The 20,284-nt window shown below is 71.2% G+C and carries 23 protein-coding genes; 10 read left to right on the top strand and 13 right to left on the bottom strand.

Features of this window, described 5'->3' with window-relative positions:
* Positions 1-49: 49 nt before the first annotated feature.
* Positions 50-799: a nucleotidyltransferase domain-containing protein gene (locus ACNFOC_RS31455; protein WP_416962445.1), complete on the top strand. Its 750-nt coding sequence runs from the start codon at positions 50-52 to the stop codon at positions 797-799.
* Here the strand turns inward: ACNFOC_RS31455 and ACNFOC_RS31450 are convergent.
* The 4 genes from ACNFOC_RS31450 to ACNFOC_RS31435 are packed head-to-tail and all read right to left on the bottom strand — an operon-like array spanning position 725 to position 3,186.
* Positions 725-1,468 (bottom strand): nucleotidyltransferase domain-containing protein, encoded by a 744-nt coding sequence (locus ACNFOC_RS31450; RefSeq protein ID WP_416962444.1) that lies wholly within the window; start codon positions 1,466-1,468, stop codon positions 725-727. The two genes, ACNFOC_RS31455 and ACNFOC_RS31450, sit on opposite strands and share 75 nt — an antisense overlap.
* Before the next feature lie 21 nt (positions 1,469-1,489).
* A complete protein-coding gene (locus ACNFOC_RS31445; protein WP_416962443.1) occupies positions 1,490-1,903 on the bottom strand; it encodes a Rieske (2Fe-2S) protein in 414 nt (137 codons plus the stop codon).
* Positions 1,900-2,484 carry a DUF6529 family protein gene (locus tag ACNFOC_RS31440; RefSeq protein WP_416962442.1) on the bottom strand — a complete coding sequence of 195 codons (585 nt, stop codon included), beginning with the start codon at positions 2,482-2,484 and terminating at the stop codon, positions 1,900-1,902. The genes ACNFOC_RS31445 and ACNFOC_RS31440 overlap by 4 nt, the downstream gene beginning before the upstream one ends.
* A 27-nt stretch (positions 2,485-2,511) precedes the next feature.
* Complete coding sequence (locus ACNFOC_RS31435; protein ID WP_416962441.1) at positions 2,512-3,186, bottom strand: hypothetical protein; 675 nt, start codon at positions 3,184-3,186, stop codon at positions 2,512-2,514.
* A gap of 177 nt (positions 3,187-3,363) precedes the next feature.
* On the opposite strand from ACNFOC_RS31435, the gene ACNFOC_RS31430 reads away from it, so the two are divergent.
* From ACNFOC_RS31430 to ACNFOC_RS31415, 4 genes are all read left to right on the top strand, one after another.
* The gene (locus ACNFOC_RS31430) at positions 3,364-3,813 is read left to right on the top strand and encodes a YidB family protein (protein WP_416962440.1); all 450 of its coding nucleotides are present in this window, start codon (positions 3,364-3,366) and stop codon (positions 3,811-3,813) included.
* Positions 3,814-3,916: 103 nt separating this feature from the next.
* Positions 3,917-4,285 carry a chorismate mutase gene (gene aroH, locus ACNFOC_RS31425; protein ID WP_416962439.1) on the top strand — a complete coding sequence of 123 codons (369 nt, stop codon included), beginning with the start codon at positions 3,917-3,919 and terminating at the stop codon, positions 4,283-4,285.
* Complete coding sequence (locus ACNFOC_RS31420; RefSeq protein WP_416962438.1) at positions 4,282-5,361, top strand: prephenate dehydrogenase; 1,080 nt, start codon at positions 4,282-4,284, stop codon at positions 5,359-5,361. The genes aroH and ACNFOC_RS31420 overlap by 4 nt, the downstream gene beginning before the upstream one ends.
* Positions 5,362-5,481: 120 nt before the next feature.
* Positions 5,482-6,486, top strand: coding sequence for an LLM class F420-dependent oxidoreductase (locus ACNFOC_RS31415; protein ID WP_416962437.1), 1,005 nt, complete (start codon positions 5,482-5,484; stop codon positions 6,484-6,486).
* A 46-nt stretch (positions 6,487-6,532) separates the two neighbouring features.
* Here the strand turns inward: ACNFOC_RS31415 and ACNFOC_RS31410 are convergent, their stop codons facing one another.
* Complete coding sequence (locus ACNFOC_RS31410) at positions 6,533-7,108, bottom strand: hypothetical protein (RefSeq protein ID WP_416962436.1); 576 nt, start codon at positions 7,106-7,108, stop codon at positions 6,533-6,535.
* 128 nt (positions 7,109-7,236) lie between these two features.
* Here ACNFOC_RS31410 and ACNFOC_RS31405 point away from each other — a divergent pair, with 128 nt between their 5' ends.
* Positions 7,237-7,527, top strand: coding sequence for a hypothetical protein (locus ACNFOC_RS31405; RefSeq protein WP_033281865.1), 291 nt, complete (start codon positions 7,237-7,239; stop codon positions 7,525-7,527).
* Positions 7,528-7,648: 121 nt separating this feature from the next.
* Here the strand turns inward: ACNFOC_RS31405 and ACNFOC_RS31400 are convergent, their stop codons facing one another.
* From ACNFOC_RS31400 to ACNFOC_RS31390, 3 genes are read right to left on the bottom strand one after another with little or no spacing between them, the layout of a single operon-like run.
* Positions 7,649-8,716 carry a prenyltransferase/squalene oxidase repeat-containing protein gene (locus tag ACNFOC_RS31400; protein ID WP_416962435.1) on the bottom strand — a complete coding sequence of 356 codons (1,068 nt, stop codon included), beginning with the start codon at positions 8,714-8,716 and terminating at the stop codon, positions 7,649-7,651.
* Entirely contained in the window at positions 8,713-9,447 is a 735-nt protein-coding gene (locus ACNFOC_RS31395) for a class I SAM-dependent methyltransferase (RefSeq protein WP_416962434.1), read from the bottom strand. Before ACNFOC_RS31395 ends, ACNFOC_RS31400 begins: the two co-directional genes overlap by 4 nt.
* Positions 9,441-10,862: a glycosyltransferase family 4 protein gene (locus ACNFOC_RS31390; RefSeq protein WP_416962433.1), complete on the bottom strand. Its 1,422-nt coding sequence runs from the start codon at positions 10,860-10,862 to the stop codon at positions 9,441-9,443. Before ACNFOC_RS31390 ends, ACNFOC_RS31395 begins: the two co-directional genes overlap by 7 nt.
* 210 nt (positions 10,863-11,072) lie before the next feature.
* Here ACNFOC_RS31390 and ACNFOC_RS31385 point away from each other — a divergent pair, with 210 nt between their 5' ends.
* Positions 11,073-11,705 carry a TetR family transcriptional regulator gene (locus ACNFOC_RS31385; RefSeq protein ID WP_416962432.1) on the top strand — a complete coding sequence of 211 codons (633 nt, stop codon included), beginning with the start codon at positions 11,073-11,075 and terminating at the stop codon, positions 11,703-11,705.
* Positions 11,706-11,712: 7 nt separating this feature from the next.
* Positions 11,713-12,336, top strand: a complete 624-nt coding sequence (locus tag ACNFOC_RS31380; RefSeq protein ID WP_416962431.1) for a maltokinase N-terminal cap-like domain-containing protein — start codon at positions 11,713-11,715, stop codon at positions 12,334-12,336.
* A gap of 18 nt (positions 12,337-12,354) precedes the next feature.
* Here the strand turns inward: ACNFOC_RS31380 and ACNFOC_RS31375 are convergent, their stop codons facing one another.
* Positions 12,355-13,254 carry a hypothetical protein gene (locus ACNFOC_RS31375; RefSeq protein ID WP_416962430.1) on the bottom strand — a complete coding sequence of 300 codons (900 nt, stop codon included), beginning with the start codon at positions 13,252-13,254 and terminating at the stop codon, positions 12,355-12,357.
* Positions 13,251-13,625 carry a peptidase inhibitor family I36 protein gene (locus tag ACNFOC_RS31370; protein WP_416962429.1) on the bottom strand — a complete coding sequence of 125 codons (375 nt, stop codon included), beginning with the start codon at positions 13,623-13,625 and terminating at the stop codon, positions 13,251-13,253. The genes ACNFOC_RS31375 and ACNFOC_RS31370 overlap by 4 nt, the downstream gene beginning before the upstream one ends.
* Positions 13,626-13,859: 234 nt before the next feature.
* On the opposite strand from ACNFOC_RS31370, the gene ACNFOC_RS31365 reads away from it, so the two are divergent.
* Entirely contained in the window at positions 13,860-17,096 is a 3,237-nt protein-coding gene (locus ACNFOC_RS31365; protein WP_416962428.1) for an AfsR/SARP family transcriptional regulator, read from the top strand.
* On the opposite strand, the gene ACNFOC_RS31360 is transcribed toward ACNFOC_RS31365, so the two are convergent.
* From ACNFOC_RS31360 to ACNFOC_RS31350, 3 genes are read right to left on the bottom strand one after another with little or no spacing between them, the layout of a single operon-like run.
* Positions 17,093-17,956, bottom strand: a complete 864-nt coding sequence (locus ACNFOC_RS31360) for a tetratricopeptide repeat protein (RefSeq protein ID WP_416962427.1) — start codon at positions 17,954-17,956, stop codon at positions 17,093-17,095. The genes ACNFOC_RS31365 and ACNFOC_RS31360 overlap by 4 nt on opposite strands.
* A gap of 55 nt (positions 17,957-18,011) precedes the next feature.
* Positions 18,012-18,245 carry a ferredoxin gene (locus ACNFOC_RS31355; RefSeq protein ID WP_416962426.1) on the bottom strand — a complete coding sequence of 78 codons (234 nt, stop codon included), beginning with the start codon at positions 18,243-18,245 and terminating at the stop codon, positions 18,012-18,014.
* 7 nt (positions 18,246-18,252) lie between these two features.
* Entirely contained in the window at positions 18,253-19,710 is a 1,458-nt protein-coding gene (locus ACNFOC_RS31350) for an aldehyde dehydrogenase (protein WP_416962425.1), read from the bottom strand.
* Between the two features lie 116 nt (positions 19,711-19,826).
* On the opposite strand from ACNFOC_RS31350, the gene ACNFOC_RS31345 reads away from it, so the two are divergent.
* Positions 19,827-20,284: MBL fold metallo-hydrolase (locus ACNFOC_RS31345; protein ID WP_416962424.1), on the top strand; the 458-nt coding region annotated here is incomplete at its 3' end.

Genomic DNA, 20,284 nt, shown 5'->3' with positions numbered 1-20,284 from the left:
GTACCGGGGGGAGCTGTTGGGGCTCGGGGCACTCTGGGACGCTTGACGGATGATCGACGCCCTGGACATCGACCTCAAGCCGGTGGTGGCCGAGCAGCCCGACCCGCTGCTCTTCGCCACCGTCTCCGGCGCGCACCTCTACGGCTTCCCGTCCCGTGACTCGGACGTGGACCTGAGGGGCGTGCACCTGCTGCCGACCGCCGAACTCGTCGGCCTGCGCGAGCCGGACGAGACCCGGTCGCGGATGTGGCTGCGGGACGGCGTCGAGATGGACCTCGTCACCCACGACCTGCGCAAGTTCGTACGGCTGATGCTGCGGCGCAACGGCTATGTGCTGGAGCAGTTGCTGTCCCCGCTCGTCGTGCACACCACCGACGCCCACCAGGAGCTGGCCGCGCTCGCACCGGGCGTCCTCACCAGCCATCACGCCCACCACTACCAGGGGTTCGCCACTACGCAGTGGCGGCTCTTCGAGAAGACCGGCGAACTCAAGCCGCTGCTCTACACGTTCCGGGTGCTGCTCACCGGCATCCATCTGATGCGCAGCGGCGAGGTGCAGGCCCATCTGCCCACGCTCGTCGGGGAGGTCCAGGCGCCGCTGTACATCACGGAGCTGATCGAGGCGAAGGTCGAGCGGGAGCACGGGGACGCCGACGTCGACCACGCGCGCGTGCGGGCCGATGTGGAGCGCCTGCACGGCGAGTTGGACGAGGCACAGGGGGCGTCAGTCCTGCCGGACGCCCCCAGTACGTACGACGCCTTGCACGAGTTCGTCGTACGGGTCCGGCTGGAGGGCTGACGCGCGGCGGACCCCGGTCAGGAAGTCCTCCACGCGGTGGCGGTCCGGTTCCGTCGGGAGGGGGGTGTGGGTGGCCGCCTCGTCCGTCTCCGATGCCAGGCGGGCCATCCAGGACTCGACCTCGGGCCACGGGACTTCGCCGCGTTTGACGGACAGCAGCGGGTCGCGCTGGTCTCCGACGTCGATCGTCAGGGTGCCCGTGCGGAGCAGGTCGCGGGCGCTCGTGAGGAGGCGGAGCAGGTGCATCGCGTGCTTCCAACGGGGCGCTCCGTGCAGGCGGATGTCGGCCTCCAGCTTCTTGCGCTGGCCCAACGCGTAGCGCGTGAACGTCTCGTGGACCTGGCGGGAGAGGAACGCGCCGCGCAGGGCGAGGAGTTCACGGCCCGTGTCGTCGACGTGCTCGACGAGGGGGGAGTGGAGGCACTCCAGGATGTTGGGGTTCGCGCGCAGCGCCAGTTCGCAGAAGCGCTCCAGCTCCCAGCTGAACTGCTCCTCCGCCGGGCCCTCGATGTGCGTCGGCGGCTTGTCGAAGCGCCAGAAGAGAGGAGTGGGGGCCACGAACACGCCCCGGCGATCCGTGTCGCTGCCGTCCGTCGCCAGGCCGAAGGCGCGTGAACCCATCACGCAGGCGTAGATCGTGTGGTCGCGGACCAGGTTCTCGAACGGCATGCCCGGAGCGTACGCGGCACCTCACGCCAGGCGGATCGAATTTCCCTCCACCGTGATCTGCTCCGCGGGCAGCGGCTTCGGCGCCGGGCCGCCCGCGACCGAGCCGTCCGCGATCTTGAACTTGCTGCCGTGGCACGGGCAGTCGATGGTGCCGTTCGCGACGGTGCTCACCGTGCAGCCCTGGTGGGTGCAGATCGCCGAGAAGGCCTTGAACTCGTCCTTCTTCGGCTGGGTCACCACGATCTTCTGGGCCTTGAGGATCTTGCCCCCGCCGACGGGGATGTCGGACGTCTTCGCCAACTCCTCGCCGCCGGACGCCTGTACGGACGACGAGCCCGAGGAGTCGTCGCTGTCGCCGTACTTGCTGCATCCCGCGGCGAGCGCGGCGGCCGCACCCGTCGCGAGGACCGTGCGGCGCGTCGAGCTGTCGGTCATGTAGTCACTCCGAAGGTGCGGAAGAACCAGAGGGCGGATGTCAGCCAGAGCAGCGTGAGGGCGGTGAAGACCAGTCCGCCGACGAGCGGCAGCAGCCAGCCGGGCAGGCGCTCCGAGCGGAGCAGCAGCATCTTGGCACTGAAGGCGCCGAAGAACGCGCACCCCAGGACGGAGTGCCACATCACGCGTGTCGAGTACGTCTGGTAGCCGAACGCGTAGAGGCAGTGCACCGCGACCGGCACCGCCACCAGGAACGCGATCCGCCCCGACCAGCGGTGCAGCGTCGCCGACCAGCTCGGGCCCGGCAGCCTGCCGTAGACCATGAAGGCCGAGACGACCTGGACGAGGGCGAAGAAGAACGCGGTGGTCGCGAGCCAGGACTTCACCGCGCTCGTGCTGCTGAAGCCGGCGAGGTTGAAGGCGGTGCCCGCCGGGTCGTGGACCTTGCCGTAGACGCCGAGCGCGACCGCCACGGCCGCGGCCACGAGGGCCGGGACCAGGTAGCGGGCGGGGCTGTCGTGGTGGGGTGCGGGTGGTCGCGATGGGTAGGACTGGGTGGCGGCGTTCGGGTCGGCGGTCATGATCGGCTCCCTGAGGCGGATGGTGGGTCAGGGGGTGACGGGTTGTGCCGTGAGCTGCTGGCCGTCGATCGTGACCGCGCCGGTCTCCGGGTCGATGCGGGGTGCGGAGGTGGCCTTGCCGTCGCGGGTGACGATGCCGGTCTGGCGGCCGTTCGGCAGCACGATCCAGCCGCCGTCGATCTTGGCGCCGCGCACCTTGGCGGTCGCGCGCCACAGCCCGGACGGCTTGACCGCCTTGTCGGCGGTGAACGTGTACGGCCGGCCCTCGTCCTTGACGGTGCCGCTGATCTTCTTGCCCTGCTGGATCTTGCCGTCGAGTACCGCGCCGTTCGGGGCGGTGAGTTTCATGGTGCCGTCGTCGTTGACGGGGCCCCTCAGCCAGGCCTCCTTGTAGCGGCCGTCGCAGAAGTAGGCGACCGCCTTGCCGTCACGGACGGACACGGCGACCGAGGCCGCGTCGTCGTCGGTGCGGCCGGCGTAGTTGGCGTTCGCGACGGGTGTCTTCGACGGCGTAGCGCTGGGTGTGGGCGTGGGTGTCGGTGTGGCAGACGGGCGCTGTGACGCTTTCGCAGGCGCGGACGGTGATGCCTCGCCTTGTTTCGACGACACCGTCTTCGTCCCCGACGTCGTGTTGAGCGTCAGCATGAACAGGCCCAGCAACAGACCCGCCAGAAGTGTGAGCAGTGGTCCAGGACGCTTCAATGTGGCCCTCCCCCGAGGCGTGCTTCCAGCCCATGAGAGCGGACTCGGGGCCGTGGGTAAAGAGGCATACCGGGATGATCTCACCCCAAGTAGCGGAACGGGATGATTCAGGTGACATTGGCAGGGTTCGAGGCCGGGCCCCGACCAGCGGCCGGCCGCTCTCGAAAGGTGCGAGCCATGGCGGGCAACGATCTCGGCAGCCTTCTCGGCGGTCTTCTGGGCGGAGCGGGCGGAGGGGGCGGAGGGGGCCGGAGCGGTTCCGGTAGTGGCAACATCCTGGGCGCGCTACTCTCGGCCCTCGGCGGGAGTCAGGGCGGTGGTGGCGGTGGCAACGGAAGCAATCCGCTGGGCGGGCTCCTGGAGATGCTCACCAAGTCGGGGCTGGCCGAGCAGAAGGACTCCTGGGTCGGCACCGGGCAGAACCAGTCCGTCACCGGCGCCCAGATCCAGCAGGCGCTGCCCGACGAGACGTTGCAGAAGGTCGCCGAACAGGCCGGCGTCACCCCGGAGCAGGCCGCGAGCGACCTCGCGCGGACGCTGCCCCAGGCCGTCGACAAGCTCACCCCGGAGGGCCAGGTGCCGCAGGCCGCCTCACTCGAGGAACTGGTCCGGCAACAGTCCCTGTGACCATCCCTGTGACCGTCTCGGTGGGCGGGCGCCGGGCACCCGTACCGGGCGGGCTGACTAGGCTGGTTGTACAAAGAGCCGTACATCAGCGAGGAGCTAAGCCGTGGCGGTACGAGCGGTCCGGGGCGCCGTCCAACTGGACAGGGACGAAGCCGGCCACATGGACGAGCAGGTCGGAGCTCTGCTCACCGCCGTCCTGGAGCGGAACGGCCTCACCGCCGACGATCTGATCAGCGTCTGGTTCACGGCCACGCCCGATCTGCACAGCGACTTCCCGGCCGCCGCCGCCCGCAAGCTCGGCAGCGGCTTCGCCGACGTACCGCTGATCTGCGCGCAGGAACTCGACATCGAGGGCGCGATGCCCCGCGTGGTCCGCATCCTGGCGCACATCGAGTCCGACCGGTCCCGCGCCGACATCGCGCACGTTTACCTCGGTGCGGCGGCCGCCCTGCGCAAGGACATCGCGCAGTGAGGACCGCGCTCGTCATCGGCACCGGGCTCATCGGTACGTCCGCCGCGCTCGCCCTCGCCTCGCGCGGCGTCGTCGTCCACCTCGCCGACCACGACCCCGAGCAGGCCCGTACGGCCGCCGCGCTCGGCGCCGGTACCGACGAGGCGCCGGACGGGCCCGTCGACCTCGCGATCGTCGCCGCGCCGCCCGCGCTGGTGGCCGGGGTGCTGGCCGACGCGATGGAGCGGGGGGTGGCCCGGGGTTACCTCGACGTGGCCAGCGTCAAGGGCGGTCCGCGGCGGGAGTTGGAGGCGCTCGGCCTCGATCCGGCGGTGATGTCCAGGTACATCGGTTCGCATCCCATGTCCGGGCGCGAGAAGTCGGGGCCGTTGGCCGCTACCGGTGATCTTTTCGAGGGGCGTCCTTGGGTGCTGACGCCCACGCGTGACACGGACACCGAGGTGTTGAACCTCGCCCTGGAGCTGGTCTCGCACTGTCGTGCCGTGCCGGTTGTCATGGATGCCGATGCGCATGACCGGGCGGTGGCTCTCGTGTCGCACATGCCTCATCTGGTGTCCAGCATGGTCGCCGCGCGGTTGGAGAACGCCGAGGAGGCCGCCGTACGGCTGTGTGGGCAGGGGATTCGGGATGTGACCCGGATCGCCGCGTCCGATCCCCGGATGTGGATCGACATCCTCTCCGCGAACGTCCCGGCCCTCCAGGCCGCCCTCGTCCCGGCCCCCAAGCCGGCCGCCCCGCAGCCCTACGGCGCCCAGCCGCCCGGTGGTTACGGCTACCCGGGTGCCGGTGCGCCGCAGCCGTCGTACGGCACGCCGCCGCAGCAGGCGCAGACCGCGCAGCCGTTCGGGCAGCCCGCTCCGGCCCCGGCTCCGGCCGCGGACTTCTCGCCGTTCTGGTTCGCGGTGCCGGTGGCCCGGCCGCTGTTCGCGGAGGACGGTTCGCCGTCGCCGATCGCCGAACTGGCGCCGGGTACCTGGTACTTGGCCGTCGAGCAGCGCGGTCCGGCGCTCGTCGCGCAGACCCAGGACGGCCGTCGTGGCGTCCTCCAGGACACCTCGGGGATCCAGCGCGGCTGAGCCCCTCCCCCAGCGTTCGCCGCGGCCCCTCGCCCTTCCGGGCGGGGGGCCGTTGTCGTACAGTCGCAGCCGTCCGCCCATTGACTGACGGTCCGTCAGTTCTGTGACTGTGGAGGCGATATGCGGCTCGGTCTCGCACTCGGGTACTGGGGGCGCGGGCCCTCCGCCGACCATGTGCCGCTGGCCCAGGAGGCCGAGCGGCTCGGGTACGACTCCGTGTGGACGGCCGAGTCGTGGGGGTCCGACGCCTTCACTCCCCTCACCTGGATCGCGGCGCGGACCTCAACGATCAAGCTGGGGACGGCCGTTGCGCAGATGGCGGCCCGCTCGCCGACCACCACCGCGATGCACGCGCTCACCCTCGACCATCTCTCCGGCGGGCGCGTGCTGCTCGGGCTCGGGCTGTCGGGACCGCAGGTGGTGGAGGGGTGGTACGGCCGGCCGTTTCCCAAGTCGCCGCTCACCGCGACCCGGGAGTACGTCGAGGTCGTACGGCAGGTGCTGCGGCGGGAGGCACCGGTCGAGGTGGACGGGCGGTTCCACGCGCATCCGTACCGGGGCGCGGACGGTACGGGGCTCGGCAAGGCGCTCAAGTCCATCACCCACCCGCTCCGTTCGGACCTGCCGGTCCTGCTGGGCGCCGAGGGGCCGAAGAACGTGGCCCAGACGGCGGCGATCGCGGACGGGTGGCTGCCGTTGTACTGGTCGCCGAGCCGCCCCGAGGTCTACGGCACGACGGCCTTCCGCGAGGACTTCCTCGTGGCACCCATGGCACAGGTGAAGGTCTGCGACGACGTCGCCGAAGGCCTCCTCCCCGTGAAGATGATGCTCGGCTTCTACATCGGCGGGATGGGGCACGCGGCCCGCAACTTCCACGCCGATCTGATGGCGCGCATGGGGTACGAGGAAGAGGCCCGGCGGATACAGGAGTTGTTCCTCGCGGGCCGCCGGGAGGAGGCCGTGCTCGCGGTGCCGGACGCGTTCGCCGACGAGATCTCGCTGGTCGGGCCGCGTGAACGGATCGCGGAGCGGCTGGAGTTGTGGCGCAAGGGCCCGGTGACGGACCTGCTGGCCCTTGCGCCCGATCCGCACACGCTGCGGGTGCTGGCGGAGCTGAACTCCTAGGAGCCGCTCATTAGGAGCCGCTCAACTCCCAGACACTGAAGGGCTTTTACCCCCCGGTGAGCTGCCCTGCCGACGGCACCTTGTCGGTCACCTCGGCGCCGGCGCTCTTCCCGGCGTCCTTGACCTTGTTGATGATGTCGTCGAAGGAACTCGCCGTGGCGTCGGTCGAGTCACCCTTGCGGAGCTTGGACGGCAGGTCCTTGAGGGAGTCGATGCCGGCGCTGAGCGGGGCGACCGCCTTGGAGAGCGTGGGGTCGCCCTTGGCGTTCTTGGTGGCGGCCTTGAGCCGGTTGTACGCGAACGCGCCCGCGAGGCCCGCCTTGACGAGCGCGAACCTGCGTCCGCTCGCCCCCTTCTTGAACTTGCCCGCCTTCCAGGGCTTCACGATCCACTGGTAGGTGGCACCCGCCGCGAGGCCCGCGTTCGCGACGAAGCGGGTCTTGGCGAACTTCTGCCGTTCGGCGGAGGTGCTGGGGCTCGGGGTGGCGGCGGCAGCGGCGGCCACCACGGCCGCGGTGTCCTGCGTGGCGTCATCGGTGGCGCTGCCGCAGGCCGTGGCACCGGCGAGCAGGGCGCAGCACAGAGTGAGCGCCACGAAGAGGCGCCGTATCGGTACGGGCACGGGGTCCTCCGGGGTGTTCTCCCCGAGTGGGTGTCCTTACCCCGGCAGCCTCACCCGGGCCGGCCGCGTGCGCCACCCGGGCGGGACCGTTCGGGTTTCATCCCGTCGAAAGCGGCAATCCGGTTCGCATGTCCCCCTACTATCGACGCGGTTCGAATTCGGTCGGCAATGTCATCGTGATCATCGCCGACATCATGGCCCTCATCCTGGCCCTGTGGATTCTGATGTACCTGTTGGACGCCAACCGCGCGAACGACCTCGTGCAGTTCGTCCACCGCTCGGCCAACTGGCTCGCCGGCTGGTCCCGCGACCTGTTCACCTTCGACGAGGCCTGGGCGCGGGTTATCTGCGGCTACGGTCTGGCGGCGGTGGTGTACCTGTTCATCGGGCATGCGATCGCCAACAAGGTTCATCGTTAAGCACTGCCCGGTGGGGGCTGAGCGCGCAGTTCCCCGCGCCCCTTAAAAGCAGGTCGGCTGCAACGGGCCATCTTTTAGGGGCGCGGGGAACTGCGCGACCAGCCCCCCACCGGGCCCGCGCCTAACAACAATCCGGATCCAGCCCCAGTGGCAAACGCTCCGCACCGAACACCGCACACGTCGCGTCATGGCCCCCCAACGCCGCCACCGCAAGCAGCAACGACCCCGCAGTCCACGTAGTCAGCTCACGAGGCCACACCGCGTCGTCATCGAAGACATAACCCGTCCAGTACAGCCCGCTCTCCGCATCGCGCAGGTGCTGGATGGCCTGGAGAATCTCCAGCGCCCGGTCGGACTCCCCCAACACCCAGAGCGCCAGGGCGAGTTCAGCCGACTCACCCCCCGTAACCCACGGGTTGGGGACGACGCACCGCACACCCAGCCCCGGCACGACGAACCGGCTCCAGCCCTCCTCCACCCGGGACTTGGCCTCCGTACCGACCAACGCGCCGCCCAGGACCGGGTAGTACCAGTCCATCGAGTAACGGCCCTTGTCCAGGAACCGTTCAGGATGCCGGCGGATCGCGTGCCGCAGTGCGCCGACCGCCAACTCCCAGTCCGGCTGCGGCTCTTCACGCTGTTCGGCGATCGCAAGGGCACACCGCAAGGCCTGGTGGATCGAGGACGACCCGGTCAGCAGCGCATCCGCCGTATCCGAACCGTCGTCCTCCCGCTTCCACCCGATCTGCCCACCCGGTTGCTGCAACCGCAACACGAACTCGACCGCCGCGAACACCGTGGGCCACAACCGGTCCAGGAACGTGTCGTCGCCGGTCGCGAGGTAGTGGTGCCACACGCCTACGGCTATGTAGGCGACGAAGTTGGTCTCGCGCCCCCGGTCGGTGACGTCACCCGGATCCCCGTCCGCGTACGCCGCGAACCAGGACCCGTCCTCGTTCTGGTGCCGGGCGAGCCAGTTGTACGCCCGCTCGGCGGCCTCGTGTTCGCCCGCCGCGTCCAGCGCCATCGCGGCCTCGGTGTGGTCCCACGGGTCGAGGTGATGGCCTCGGAACCACGGGATCGCCCCGTCCTCCCGCTGCACGGCGAGGATGCCGGCGACGGTCGCGGCGGCCTGCTCGGCGGTGAGGACCCCGGGCAGGACGAGGTGTTCTGTCCGGGGAGTGGTCACTTGGCTTCCGCCAAGGGGAGATGCGGCTTGGTCGCGTAGGCCACGAAGCTCTTGCCGATCAGCGGGTTCAGCGCCTGTTCGGCGACCCGGGTGGCGAGGGGTTTCTTCATGATGTCCCAGACCAGGAGCTTGTGGTACGCCTGCACCGGCAGCGCCTTGTCGTTGTCCACGCCGAACGCGCACTTCAGCCACCAGTACGGCGAGTGCAGCCCGTGCGCGTGGTGGGTGCCGTAGGGCTTGAGGCCGGCCTCGCGGATCTTGGTGAGGAGTTCGTCCGCCTTGTAGATGCGGATGTGGCCGCCCTCGACCTCGTGGTAGGCGTCGGACAGGGCCCAGCAGACCCTCTCGGGGCCGTAGCGCGGGACGGTGATGGCGATGCGGCCGCCGGGCTTCAGCACCCGGACCATCTCGGCGAGTACGCCCTTGTCGTCCGGAATGTGTTCCATGACCTCGGAGATGATCACGACGTCGAACGACTCGTCCGGGAAGGGGAGTTGGAGCGCGTCGCCCTCCATCGCGGTGGCGGTGGCGCCGGCCGGGGCCTCGCCGGCCTCCTTCATCGCCGCGAACCACTTGGCGACCTCGCGGATCTCCTCGGCGTTCTGGTCAAGGGCGACGACCTGTGCCCCTCGCCGATAACACTCGAACGCGTGCCGCCCGGCACCGCACCCGAGGTCCAGGACTCGGTCGCCAGGGGCGAGCGGGAACCGGGAGAAGTCGACGGTCAGCACGTGGCCCTGCTTTCGGGAGAGACGCCGGTAACACTGGTCGGAGAAGGGGATGGAGACAGGGAAGGAGACGGGGTTGCCGAGGGCGACAACGATGCCGTGGCCGCGCTGCCCGTCCGGCCGGGGGCGATCGCCTCGCGGTACCTGGCCGCCGTGCCCTCCGCGGCCTTCGCCCAGGTGAAGCGGGCCAGGACGCGTTCGCGGCCCGCCGCGCCGAGGCGGGCCCTCAGTACCGGGTCGGCCAGGAGCCGGCTCAGGGCGGTGGCCAGCGCTCCCGGGTCGCCCGGCGGTACCGCCAGGCAGGTCTCGCCGTCGCGCCCGGCGACCTCCGGGATCGCTCCGCCGGTCGTCGCGACGAGCGGCGTCCCCGTGGCCATCGCCTCCGCCGCCGGGAGCGAGAACCCCTCGTACAGCGAGGGCACGCAGGCGACCTCCGCCGAGCGGACCAGGTCGACCAGTTCGGCGTCCGAGATGCCCTTGACGAAGTCGACGGCGCCTTCGAGGCCGTAGCGCTCGACGGCCTGGGCGACCGGGCCCTCGGTGGGGCGCTTTCCTACGACGATCAGGTGGGCGTCGGGGTGTTCGGTGCGGACCTTCGCCAGGGCCTCGACGAGGAAGACGAGGCCCTTGAGGGGGACGTCCGCGCTGGACGTCGTGACGATCCGGCCCGGCACCTGCGGTACGGCCGGGTTCGGGGAGAACAGGTCGGTGTCAGCGCCGATGTGGACGACGTGGATGCGGTCGTCGCGGACGCCGAGGTGGTCGATGATCTCCTGGCGCGAGGTGCCGGAGACGGTGAGGACGGAGGGAAGGCGGCGGGCGACGCGCTTCTGCATCTGCGTGAAGGAGTACCAGCGGCGCTTGGACATGCGCTGGCGCCAGTTCTCCGCCGCGTCCAGCTCCAACTGCCGGTCCACGGTGATGGGGTGATGGATCGTGGTGACGAGCGGCGCGCCGACATCCCCCAACAACCCATAACCCAGCGTCTGGTTGTCGTGAACGATGTCGAACTCGCCGCGCCGGGCGCGGAGATGGCGGCGGGCCCGGAGCGAGAACGTGAGGGGCTCGGGGAAGCCGCCGGTCCACATCGTCGCGACTTCGAGGGCGTCGACCCAGTCCCGGTACTCGTCGCGCTTCGGGGTGCGGAAGGGGTCCGGGGAGCGGTAGAGGTCGAGCGAGGGCAGTTCGGTCAGGGAGATGCCGTCGTAGCCCTCGTCGAGCACGGGGTAGGGCTGTGAGCCGATGACCTCGACGCGGTGCCCGAGGCGGGCCAGTTCACGGGAGAGATGGCGGACGTAGACGCCCTGGCCCCCGCAGAACGGGTTCCCCTTATAGGTGAGGAGTGCGATACGGAGCGGTCGCTCGCCGTCGGCTGCCAGGTCCTCCTGGGGACCCGCCTGACTGGCCTCAGCGGTCACTCTGAGCCCCCTTCTCCCTGCACTGTCCCGCGAGATTACGCCGGGACGCTAATCTAGAACAAGTTTCAGACTTGATCGTCCAGGAGGTTCTGAATCTACCGGCCGGTACGGTCGCTGTGAGAAGTGGATCAGGTGATTCACACCACGGCCGAGGCCCTGCCATGATCGGTGCGATCACCCACCCTCACCGACAGTCACGGATCGGGAGCCATGCCAGCGCAAGCCAAGCCCGAAGCCACTGCGCGGACCTCGCCGCCCCTCACCGAGCGGCAGGAGGCCCGTCGGCGCCGCATCCTGCACGCGAGCGCGCAGCTGGCGAGCCGGGGCGGTTTCGACGCGGTGCAGATGCGGGAGGTCGCGGAGTCCTCGCAGGTCGCGCTCGGCACGCTGTACCGGTACTTCCCGTCCAAGGTGCATCTCCTGGTCGCCACGATGCAGGACCAGCTGGAGCACATGCACGGCACGCTGCGGAAGAAGCCGCCGGGCGGCGACACGGCGGCCGAGCGGGTCGCGGAGACGTTGATGCGGGCCTTCCGCGCGCTTCAGCGCGAGCCGCATCTCGCCGACGCGATGGTCCGGGCGCTGACCTTCGCGGACCGGAGCGTCTCCCCCGAGGTCGACCAGGTGTCGAGGCAGACCACGGTGATCATCCTGGATGCGATGGGCCTCGAACACCCCACGCCGGAACAGCTGTCGGCGGTCCGGGTCATCGAGCACACCTGGCACTCGGCCCTGATCACCTGGCTCTCGGGCCGCGCGTCCATCGCCCAGGTGAAGATCGACATCGAGACGGTGTGCCGATTGATCGATCTCACTGAACCGGGCGGGTCCGGGGACCGATAATTCCCCCATGGCTGTCATTCACCAGACGTACGTCAAGCCCACCAAGCTCGAACTCCTCACCACCTGGCTGCCCACCCGCCCCTGGTATCACGGCTCCCCCAAACCGGAGTTGGTGAAGGCCGGCGGGTTCCGGCTCGACGATCCCGAGGGCGAGGTCGGCATCGAGTTCATGGTCGTCACCGACGGCTCGGGCGCCTACCTCGTGCCGCTCACCTACCGGGCCGCCCCGCTCCCCGGCGCCGAACACGCCCTCGTCGGCACCATGGAGCACGGCGTCCTCGGTCCGCGCTGGGCCTACGACGGCTGTCACGACCCGGTGCTGACCGCCGGGTTGGCGGCGTTCATCGAGGGGCGGGTGGAGGCGCAGGCGCAGAGCGTCTCCCACACCCTGGACCGGGAGGTCGCCCGCTCCTGGACCGGCACGGCGCCCATCCCCGCCCTCGGCGCGCCCAACGACACGGACGAGACCACCGAGTTCGCCGTACCGGACGGCCCGACCCTGCGGCTGCACCGGGTGCTGGCCCCCGGCTCCACGGCCCCCGAGGACGCGATCGGCCAGGTCACCGGCGCCTGGTCGCAGGCCGACGGCACCCGGGTCCGGGCGCTGTTCGCCACGCTCCGGCCCAACTAGTCCGCCAGGCCCCGCAGTTCACGCGGTGGCGGAGGCCAGCGCCTTGCGCCGGTCGGCCACGTAACTCGCCACGGTTTTCCTGTCGGCGGCCGTCAACAGCCGCTTCTCGACCGCCCGTTGGACGTCCCGCACGGCTTCGGACAGGCCCGTCTCCAGCTGGCATTCCGCGTCTGCGCGCGCGGTGCGGATCTCGTCGTTGCCGAGCGCGCGCAGGGCCGTCTCGTCCGACGCGGCCTTCCGCAGACGGGAGTCGACGGCCTGCCGTGGAGCCTGGAGGTCCTTCGCCGGGTGCCCCGTCTTCGTCATGCACGAGGACCAACGGTGTACGGCGGAACGGTAGTCGGAGTCCTTCTCCACGGCGCCGAGAACACGGTTCGCCAGTCCTACGGCGAGGGGTTCCACCGTGTTCCAGTCCGCGCCGTAGAGCTCCGTGCGGGCCCGGGCGACGCAGCCGTCGGTGGAGTAGGCGAGGCTGACGCCGTCGGGCAGGCGCAGGCTCACCCGGTGGGCCGGGGTTCCGGTCAACGCCCGTTGCCAGGCGGCCTGGTGGGGTTCGCTCGCGGGGACGGGGGTGGACCGCTGGTAGAGGTACTCGCCGACGATGCCGTAGCCGTCCTGGGTCGCTTTGCGGACGGTGAGCAGCCCGTAGGGGTTGGTCTCCTCGCCGCGCCGGGACGCGGTGCGGGGCTGTGCCGTGTAGGTCTGGCCGCGGGCGCTCATGCAGGCGGCGACGGCTCGTTCCTCACGGTCGTGCAGGCGTACGGCGTCTGCGTAGGTGGACGCGGTGGCGCCCGACAGGGGACGGACGTCGAGCGCCGCGGGCCCGCGGGCCGGCTGCTCTCCCCCGTGGGAGCAGCCGGCCGCGGTCAGCACAAGGAGCACCGTGAGCAGTGTCCGCCGCGCCGTGGTTGTGCTCACACGCACCAGTCGTTGGAGGCGACGTTGTGCCAGTACACGGTGTTCGCCAGCGAGCCGTTGTAGTAGCCCTTGGCGAGGATGTAGCTGGAACCCGTGTAGCCCGTGCCCGAGTAGATCCGGACGTTGCAGCTGCTGCCGTTGTTGTACAGCGACTCGGCGTTGTTGAACTTGTTGTACTGGAGCAGGTTCGTGTTGTCGCCGTAGACCACGCCGGGGTCGCCCGAGCCGTTGACGCCGAGGTAGGCGCAGAGTCCTCCGGAGGGGCAGTCGGACAGGGCCGCGTTCGCGGGGGCGGCGGTGAAGAGCGCGCCGGTGGTGGCCAGGGCCACGCTTCCCAGGGCGATGCCGGCCTTGGCGAGGATCCGCTTCATTCTCTGTGTTCCTCCATCACTCGGGGTGCCGCCCACGGACGGAAGTCGTCCGTGGTGCGGGCGAGTTGCCGTGGCCAAGGTGGCGCGGGGAGGTGGTCGGGGACCTTGCGCAGACCTTGTCCCGCAGGTGGGCAGGTGGTTGGGTGCGCGGTGGAGAACTTGTGAAGCACGTGGGGTGGGACGGTGGAGACGGGCGTGAGGGGATTTCGGCTGCTGGGGCCCGTGGAGTTATGGGTGGCGGGCCGTCCGGTCGATCTGGGTCCCGCCAAGCGGCGTACGGTCCTGGCGGCACTGTTGGTGGACGCGGGCCGCTGGGTACCGGCCGAGACACTGATCGACCGGGTCTGGGGCGAGGACCCGCCGGCGCGGGGACGCGGCACGTTGTATGCCCATATCGCGCGTATCCGCAGGGTCCTGGCGGAGACGCGGCCGGGGCTCCACGGCGAGGCGGGCGATGCGGGCATCCCGTCCACGGCGTCGGCGGGCCACACCGAAGTCCCGCCCGCCGCACCGCAGTTGGTACGCGGCCCGGCCGGCTACCGGCTCGACGTCGCGCCGGACCTGGTCGACGTACACCGCTTCCGGAACCTGGTCGCGCGGGCCCGCCGGGCCGAAGACGCCGACGCGGCACGGGTGTTGCCCCTGCGGGAGGCCATGGGCCTGTGGCAGGGCACGCCGTTGGCCGGGCTGCCCGGTGAGTGGGCGGCACGGACCCGGGAGAGCTGGCTGCACCAGTACGTCGACGCCGTGCTCGCCTGGGCGGACGCCGAACTCCGGGTCGGCGGGCACCCGGTGGTGGTCGACGCGCTGTCCGTCCTCGTCGCCGAGCACCCGCTGGTCGAGCCGCTCGCCGTGGCGCTGATCCGGGCGCTGGACGCCGCCGGGCGCGCCCCGGAGGCACTCGCCTGCTACGGCGCCCTGCGGAAGCGGCTGGCCGACGAACTCGGCACCGCTCCGGGTCCGGAGGCCCGGCGCGCGCACCAGGCGGTCCTGGGCGGGAAGGCCGCCCCGCGCCCGCCGTTCGGGACCGGCGCCGCGCGCCCCAAGGCCGTACCCGCTCAACTCCCCCTGGACGCGGCGGGGTTCACCGGCCGCGAGGAGGAACTGGCCCGGCTGGAGAAGGTCTTGGGCGCGAGTGTGGCGCGGCCGGCCGCGGTGGTGGTGTCGGCGGTGTCCGGGACGGCGGGCGTGGGCAAGACGGCGCTGGCGGTGCACTGGGCGCACCGGGCCCGGGACCGTTTCCCGGACGGCCAGTTGTACGTGAACCTGCGCGGCTACGACCCCGAGCGGCCGATGACCGCCCCCGAGGCGCTGGTCCGGTTCCTGACCGCGCTCGGGGTGTCCGAGCAGGACATCCCGCCGGAGCCGGACGACCGGGCGGCGCGTTACCGCACCGAGGTCGCGGACCGGCGGATGCTGATCGTGCTGGACAACGCCGCGACCGTGGAGCAGGTCCGTCCGCTGCTGCCCGGCACCGGTTCCTGCGCGGTGCTGGTGACCAGCCGCGACAGCCTGGCCGGGCTGGTCGTGCGGGAGGGCGCCCAGCGGCTCGACCTCGACCTGCTGCCCGTCGACGCGGCCCGCACCCTGCTGCGCCGGCTGATCGGCCCGCGTGCCGAGGCCGAGCCCGCCGCCGTGGACGCCCTCGCCGCGCAGTGCGCGCGGCTGCCGCTGGCGCTGCGGGTCGCCGCCGAACTCGCCGCCGCCCGCCCCGGCACCCCGCTGACCGGTCTCGTCGCCGAACTCGCCGACCAGCAGCGGCGGTTGTACCTGCTGGACGCGGAGGGCGACCCCCGGGCCGCCGTGGTCACGGTGTTCTCCTGGTCGCTGCGGCAACTGCCCGCGGCGGCGGCGCGTACGTTCCGGCTGCTCGGCCTGCACCCCGGCCCCGACCTCGACGCGCACGCCGCCGCCGCGCTGACCGGCAGCACGGTGGCGGACGCCCGCCATGCCCTCGACGTCCTCGCCCGCGCCCATCTGGTCCAGCGCGTGGACACCACCCCCGCACCGACCGGCACGTCCACGCCGGACGCCCGTGGCGCCCTCGACACCCCCACCCGCACCCACCTGATCCAGCGCGCGGACACCGCCCGGTACGGCATGCACGACCTGCTGCGCGCCTACGCCACCCGGCTCGCCGTGGCCCAGGACGCGCCGGAGGCCCGCGAGGCGGCGCTGGACCGGCTCTTCGACCACTATCTCGCCACCGCGGCCGCCGCCATGGACCGCCTCCACCCGGCCGAGGCCCACCGGCGCCCCACCGCTCCCGAGACGTCGACTCCCGTGCCCGACCTGTCGGATCCGGACGCCGCACGCGCCTGGCTGAACACCGAGCGCGCCTGCCTGACGGCGATGTCCGCGCACACCGCCGCGCACGGCCGGCCGGGTCACGCCATCCGGCTCTCCCTCACCCTGTACCGCCATCTCATCAGCGGCCACCACACCGACGGCCTCACGATCCACGGCCACGCCCGTGACGCCGCCCGCCTGTTGGCCGACCCGGCGAGCGAGGCCCTCGCACTGCTCGGCATCGGCACCGCCCACTACCAACTGGCCCGGCACGAACCGGCCCGCCGCCACCTCCAGGAGGCGCTGGCCCTGTTCCGCCGGGCCGCCGACCCCAGCGGCGAGGCCCGCGCCCTGACCAACCTCGGCCTGGTCGAGGAACGCCTGGGGCGTTTCCTGTCGGCCGTCGAGTATCTCGACCGGGCCCTGGTGCTGTACCGGAGCGTCGACGACACATCGGGCGAGTCGATCGCGCTGAAGAATCTCGCCCATGTCGAGGGCCAGTTGGGCCGCTACGACGAGGCCGCCGGCCACCTCCAGCAGTCCCTGACCCTGCTGCGCCGCACCGGCAACCGCTATCTGGAGGCGCACGCGCTGATGGACCTCGGCACGGTCGAGACGCGCCTCGACCGCCTGGACGAGGCGGCCTGCCACCAGGAACAGGCCCTGGTCCTGCTCCGGGAGGTGGGCGACGGCTACGGCGAGGCCGGGGCCCTGCACGGCCTGGGCCTGGTCCACTCGCTCCGCGACGACCACGCGCAGGCCGCCGAGTGCCACCGCCAGGCACTCGCCCTCTACTCCCACAACGGCGACCGCGACGGCGAGGCCAGAGCCCTCAACGGCCTCGGCGAAGCCGCCCGGGCCGCCGGCCGCCCCACCGACGCCCTCGCCCACCACACCGACGCCCTCACGATCGCCGAGGACATCGGCAACCCGGGCCAACAGGCCCGCGCCCACGGCGGGTTGGCCGAGGCCCGCCTCGCCCTCGACGACACCGCCCCCGCCGTCCAGCACTACGAGCGGGCACTCGCCCTGTACACGGAACACGGCATGCCGGAGGCGGACACCATCAGGACACGGCTGGGCGCGGTGACCGGTCCCGCCTCAACAGGCCCCGCACAGAACGCCGTTGGCCGGTCCGCACCGACCCGCTCCACCGTCCGGCAGCCACCGGAGTCGTCCTAGCCGACCATCGCCAGCCCGCTCCAGCTGCGCCCGATCACGGTCTCCCCCGCCCACCGCTCCAGCAGCCGCCGGGCCTCCTCCTCGGGGGCCGCCAGCGAGACCTGCTGGGCGCCGGTGGTCACCGTCCGCTTCTGCTCGTGCGTGCCCTCGCTGCAACAGGCGCACAGCACGCGCACGCCGCTCGCCGGCTCGGCGCCGAAGCCGTGCTCGGTGAAGAGGGCGAGCAGCGCCTCCAGGTCGTCGGCCTCGGCGGCGCTCACCGTCACCTCCAGGGTGGGCAGTTCGGAGGCTTCCAAGAGCAACAGCTCGTCGAACACGGGGACTTCGACACCGCCGTAGATCCGCTGTCCCTTGGGTTCGCCGTCGTGGACGACGATCTCGCCGTAGCGACGGCCGCCCGTGACGGGCACGTTGACGACCTTTCCGCGGGTGGGGCACAGCCGCTCGATCCACACGACCTCGCGCTGGCCATCGGTGTCCAGCCGTACGCACGCCGGACCGAACCGCGTCTCGATCGGCCCCTCCCCGTCCGGGAGTTCGATGCCGAAGCCCGCCCAGGCGTCCCGGGCCACCGCCCAGTCGCCCTGGATGGTGGCCGCGATACCGAGGTTCCAGTACGCCGGGTCGCCCTCGCCGCGCGGAGCGCGAGCGGCCGCCTCGCGCCCCAACTCGTAGGCCTTCGCCCAGTTCCGCAGGAACTTGTGGGCGAGCGCCGCGTCGTACCACCAGGCCTCGCTCGCCTTCTCGTCCGGGAAGTGCGCGAGCAGTCGCTCGTAGAGGTCGGCGGAGCGCAGCCACTCCTCGGCCTCCCACGCCGTTCGCGCCTGCTCGAGCAGCTCTCCGGCCTCGGACTTCTTCACTCGTTCCCACCCCGGTCGGTCATGTGTCCACTACGACCGCTGGAGCGTAGGCCTCCTACTCCTCGGGCGGGAACACCGGCTCCCCGCTTCCCAGCAGCGTGATCATGATGGCCTCCACCGGGCAGCCCTCCGCCGCCGCGAGGATCTTCTCGTTGGCGTCGGTCTCCGGTTCGGCCGGGTGGGACTGCATGGCCGGGTCGAGGTGGAAGCGGTCGGGGGCCTGGTGGACGCACTGGGCCGAGCCGATACAGATGGAGCGGTCGACCTCTACCTGCCAGCGGTCGCCCATCCCGGGTTCACCCCTCCCAGCCGGCGGGCAGGTGGATCATCTTGTGTTCGAGGAACTCCGAGTAGCCCTCGGGCCCGAACTCCCGTCCCAGACCGCTGTTCTTGTAGCCGCCGAAGGGGCCGAGCATGTCGAGGCTGAAGGTGTTGACGTTGTAGGTGCCGGTGCGGACCTGGCGGGCGATGTCGATGCCGTGGGCCACGTCGGCGGTCCAGACGCTGCCGCTGAGGCCGTAGTCGGAGTCGTTCGCGATCTTCACGGCGTCGGTCTCGTCGCCGTACGGGAGGAGGCAGATGACCGGGCCGAAGATCTCCTCGCGGGCGATGCGCATGGAGTTGTCGACGTCTCCGAAGAGGGTCGGCTCCACGTACCAGCCGTGGTCCAGGCCCGGTGGACGGCCGCCGCCCGTAAGGATCTTGGCGCCTTCCTCCTGGCCGATGCGGATGTAGTCGAGGTTGCGCTGCTGCTGGCGTTTGGCGACCAGCGGGCCGACCTGGGTGGCCGGGTCGAGCGGGTCGCCGACCACGAGCGCGCTCGCCGCTTGAGCGAAGGCGTCCGCGAACTCGTCGTAGCGCGAGCGCGGTACGAGGATGCGGGTCTGGGCGACGCACGCCTGGCCGTTGTTCATCCAGGCGGACGAGACGATGCCGGGGACGGCGGTCGCGAGGTCCGCGTCGGGCAGCACGATCGCCGCCGACTTGCCGCCCAACTCCAGTGTCACGCGGGTGAGATGGCGGGCGGCGACCTCCATCACGCGCTTGCCGGCCGGGACCGAGCCGGTGAAGGAGACCTTGTCGATGCCGGGGTGTCCGACGAGGTACTCGCTGACCTCGCGGTCGGCGGGGAGGATCGACAGGACGCCGTCCGGCAGCCCGGCCTCCTTCGCGATCTCGCCCAACAGATAGGCGTCCAGGGGCGTTTCGGGCGACGGCTTGAGAATCACCGTGCAGCCGGTGAGCAGCGCGGGCGCGAGCTTGGCGGCGGCCACGAACTGCGGGACGTTCCACGGGACTACGGCGGCCACGACCCCAACTGGCTCCCGGCGCACGAGGATCTTCCCGAGGACGCCGTCCCGCTGCTCCTCGTAGGTGAAGTCCTTCGCGACGGTGATCGCCGCGTCCCACACCATCATCGCGCCCAGCGCCTGCCCGAGGATGCTCCAGGAGTACGGCGACCCGTTCTCGGAGGAGATGACGCGGCCGATCTCCTCGTACCGTACGGCGATCGCGTCCTTGATGCGGGTGACGACCGCGATCCTCTCGTCGGGGGTCATGCGCGGCCAGGGCCCCTCGTCGAAGGCCCGGCGGGCGACCGCGACCGCCCGGTCCACGTCGCCGGTCGACGCGTGCGGGACGCGTCCGATGATCTCCTCGGTGTGCGGGGAGACGACCTCGATGACGTCCTTGCCCAGGGGGTCGGTCAACTCCCCGCCGATGAACAGCTGTCGGTGTTCCACGAACTCGGTCATGGCCGAATGCCTCCCCGGTACCGCTGTCTGACGATCCATCAGATACGAAGACTGAATACCAGTTCCGGTCGATGGAGTCCACGTATAGTGGCCGGAAGGCGGCGATTGGGGAGTCCATGACGTCCACGGGGCAGGTCCACGACCACGGCGGCGGCGTTCGTTCCATCGAAGTCCCCATCCCCGACAACCCACTTGGGACCACCCTCGTCTACGTCGTCGACACCGACCGCGGACCGGTCCTGGTCGACACGGGCTGGGACGACCCGGCCTCCTGGGACACCCTGGTCCAGGGGCTGTCGGCCTGCGGGACGTCGGTCGCCGAGGTCCACGGCGTGGTCATCACCCACCACCACCCCGACCACCACGGCCTGTCCGGGCAGGTGCGCGAGGCGTCCGGTGCGTGGCTCGCGATGCACGCGGCGGACACGGCGATCGTCCGCCGGGCCCGTTCGACCGAACCGGGCCGCTGGCTGGCGTACATGACCGCGAAGCTCACGGCGGCCGGTGCCCCCGAGGAACACCTCGCACCCCTGCGCGCCGCCCGCCCGCGCAGGGTGCCAGGCCTGGCCCCCGC

It is taken from the genome of Streptomyces colwelliae, from assembly GCF_048158785.1.
Lineage (GTDB): Bacteria > Actinomycetota > Actinomycetes > Streptomycetales > Streptomycetaceae > Streptomyces.
Note: the sequence above shows the minus strand (reverse complement) of the source record. Positions and strands in the feature narration are given on the sequence as shown.

What these genes read in the sequence shown, in the direction of transcription:
- ACNFOC_RS31455 (WP_416962445.1), top strand. Translation starts at nt 50, where the DNA reads ATGATCGACGCCCTGGACATCGACCTCAAGCCGGTGGTGGCCGAGCAG.
- ACNFOC_RS31450 (WP_416962444.1), bottom strand. Translation starts at nt 1,468, where the DNA reads ATGCCGTTCGAGAACCTGGTCCGCGACCACACGATCTACGCCTGCGTG.
- ACNFOC_RS31445 (WP_416962443.1), bottom strand. Translation starts at nt 1,903, where the DNA reads ATGACCGACAGCTCGACGCGCCGCACGGTCCTCGCGACGGGTGCGGCC.
- ACNFOC_RS31440 (WP_416962442.1), bottom strand. Translation starts at nt 2,484, where the DNA reads ATGACCGCCGACCCGAACGCCGCCACCCAGTCCTACCCATCGCGACCA.
- ACNFOC_RS31430 (WP_416962440.1), top strand. Translation starts at nt 3,364, where the DNA reads ATGGCGGGCAACGATCTCGGCAGCCTTCTCGGCGGTCTTCTGGGCGGA.
- ACNFOC_RS31415 (WP_416962437.1), top strand. Translation starts at nt 5,482, where the DNA reads ATGCGGCTCGGTCTCGCACTCGGGTACTGGGGGCGCGGGCCCTCCGCC.
- ACNFOC_RS31405 (WP_033281865.1), top strand. Translation starts at nt 7,237, where the DNA reads ATGTCCCCCTACTATCGACGCGGTTCGAATTCGGTCGGCAATGTCATC.
- ACNFOC_RS31385 (WP_416962432.1), top strand. Translation starts at nt 11,073, where the DNA reads ATGCCAGCGCAAGCCAAGCCCGAAGCCACTGCGCGGACCTCGCCGCCC.
- ACNFOC_RS31380 (WP_416962431.1), top strand. Translation starts at nt 11,713, where the DNA reads ATGGCTGTCATTCACCAGACGTACGTCAAGCCCACCAAGCTCGAACTC.
- ACNFOC_RS31370 (WP_416962429.1), bottom strand. Translation starts at nt 13,625, where the DNA reads ATGAAGCGGATCCTCGCCAAGGCCGGCATCGCCCTGGGAAGCGTGGCC.
- ACNFOC_RS31355 (WP_416962426.1), bottom strand. Translation starts at nt 18,245, where the DNA reads ATGGGCGACCGCTGGCAGGTAGAGGTCGACCGCTCCATCTGTATCGGC.
- ACNFOC_RS31350 (WP_416962425.1), bottom strand. Translation starts at nt 19,710, where the DNA reads ATGACCGAGTTCGTGGAACACCGACAGCTGTTCATCGGCGGGGAGTTG.